Origin of the sequence: Sulfuricurvum sp. MLSB (genome assembly GCF_000747095.1) — a bacterium.
Lineage (GTDB): Bacteria > Campylobacterota > Campylobacteria > Campylobacterales > Sulfurimonadaceae > Sulfuricurvum.
Window position 1 is genome coordinate 1 of the sequence record NZ_JQGL01000012.1, and the last position, 2,057, is coordinate 2,057.

Annotated in this window: 1 protein-coding gene and 1 pseudogene; both read left to right on the forward strand. The window is 53.7% G+C overall.

Annotated elements, in window-relative coordinates; genetic code table 11:
• A pseudogene (locus JU82_RS00930) lies at positions 1-1,259 on the forward strand (2-oxoacid:acceptor oxidoreductase subunit alpha); the annotation flags it as partial.
• The coding region (locus tag JU82_RS00935; protein ID WP_037945641.1) for a thiamine pyrophosphate-dependent enzyme at positions 1,256-2,057 on the forward strand (802 nt) is incomplete at its 3' end. The pseudogene JU82_RS00930 and the gene JU82_RS00935, both read left to right, overlap by 4 nt.

A 2,057-nucleotide genomic window follows, 5' to 3' on the forward strand; every position in this document is an offset into this window, starting at 1 on the left:
TACTGAGGGAGATCGTAACCGAATCGTATAGCGACCAATTGCGGGACTGGAATCTTCAGGCGCTGACCGTCGGAGCCAAACTGGCGCACAAGAGCGGGAACTGCCGATACTGCATAGAGCCTCATCCTTCTTCGAGAGCCGCCGCCGACTTTTTTTTGAGCGGCACGGAAGGGATCGGATTCGGAGCGATTGCGGGGGGGTGTAATTTTATCAGCAGTTATCCGATGAGCCCTTCGACGGGGGTGCTGACTTTTTTGGCTAAATACAGCCGGAGATTCGGGATCTGCGTCGAGCAGGCTGAAGACGAGATCGCGGCATTTCAAATGGGAATGGGAGCGTGGTACGGCGGTGGAGCGGCAATGACGACGACAAGCGGCGGCGGGTTCGCTCTTATGGGCGAGGGGATAAGCCTCTCGGGAATGAGCGAAACGCCGATGGTCGTTTATCTGGCCCAGCGGCCCGGACCCGCTACCGGCCTTCCGACGCGTACGGAGCAGGGGGATCTGGAGCTGGCGCTGTATTCGGGCCACGGGGAGTTTCCCCGGATCATTCTGGCGCCGGGCGATCCGAAAGAGTGTTTCGACCTTGTCCGCGAAGCGTTTGACCTTGCCGACAAATATCAGGTTCCTGTGATCGTGATGAGCGATCAGTATCTTGCGGACACTGTTTTTAGCATCGGGCGATTTCACATCGACGGGAAACAACCGTTTCGTCATATCGTACGTACGGAAGCGGACTATAAACGCTATCGTGTCACTAAAGAGGGGGTCAGTCCCAGAGGGATTCCCGGATACGGCGAGGGGCTGGTGCTGGTCGATTCGGACGAACATACCGAAGAAGGGCTGATTACCGAGAGTATGCACGTGCGCAACGAGCAACACGGCAAAAGGCTGCGGAAAGCCGAATCGATCCGCTCCGAAGCGCTTGCCCCCGAAATCGACGGCGAAGGCAACATAGCCGTTGTTGGATGGGGAAGCACGAAACATATCATCTGTGAATCGGTCAAAAGGCTGAGGGATGAGAGGGTAGCAAGTGTTCATTTCTCATGGATTCATCCGCTGTGCGCCTCTCAGCTGGCACCGCTGCACAAGGCCGAACATATCATTGTCGTCGAAAATAACGCGACGGGGCAGTTCGCCAAGTTGCTACGTCTTAACGGAGTCGCCGTACACGATCAGATACTCAAACACGACGGTCTTCCGTTTTTTGTAGACGAGTTGGCGGAAAAGCTCGCGGCATTGCTAAAGGAGATACGATGAGTACACGCTTTGACAGAATCGTAGAGGATAACGCATGGTGTCCCGGATGCGGAAATTTTTCCATCTTGCTGCTTTTAAAAGAGGCATTGGAGGAGGCCGGACTCGATCCGCTTGGCACCGTTGTTGTTTCGGGAATAGGGCAAGCCGCCAAAACGCCCCAATACATGAGCGTCAATATGTTCAACGGCCTCCACGGCCGAGCTTTGAGCGTTGCGCAGGGATTGAAAGTAGCCAACCCCTCTTTAACGGTCATTGCCGAAGGGGGAGATGGCGACATGTACGGCGAAGGGGGAAACCACTTCATGGCGGCAATCCGCAGAAATGCCGGGATCGTCAATGTCGTACATAACAACATGGTTTACGGTCTGACCAAAGGGCAGGCGTCTCCCACTTCCGCACGGGGATTTAAAACCCCCGTACAGGTTGAAGGAGTTCATACGGAGCCTTTTAATCCGATAGCGACGGCGATTTCGCTTGATGCATCGCTGGTTATCCGAACGTTTTCGGGGAACAAAGAACACTGTAAAGCGATGCTCAAAATTGCCCTCGCACACAAAGGGTATGTTTTGATCGATATTTTCCAGCCGTGCGTCACCTTCAACAAAACCAATACGTTCAAATGGTTCAAAGAAAATATTTACGAGTTGCCCACTACGTATGACCCGACCGACAAAGTAAAGGCATTTGAAAAATCGCTGGAAAGCCATCCTTTTCCGATCGGCATCATTTATAAAAGCCCGTCGAAAAGCACGCTGGAAGAAGCGCTCAGATATGAGAGCGCTCTGAGTGATGCGCCGT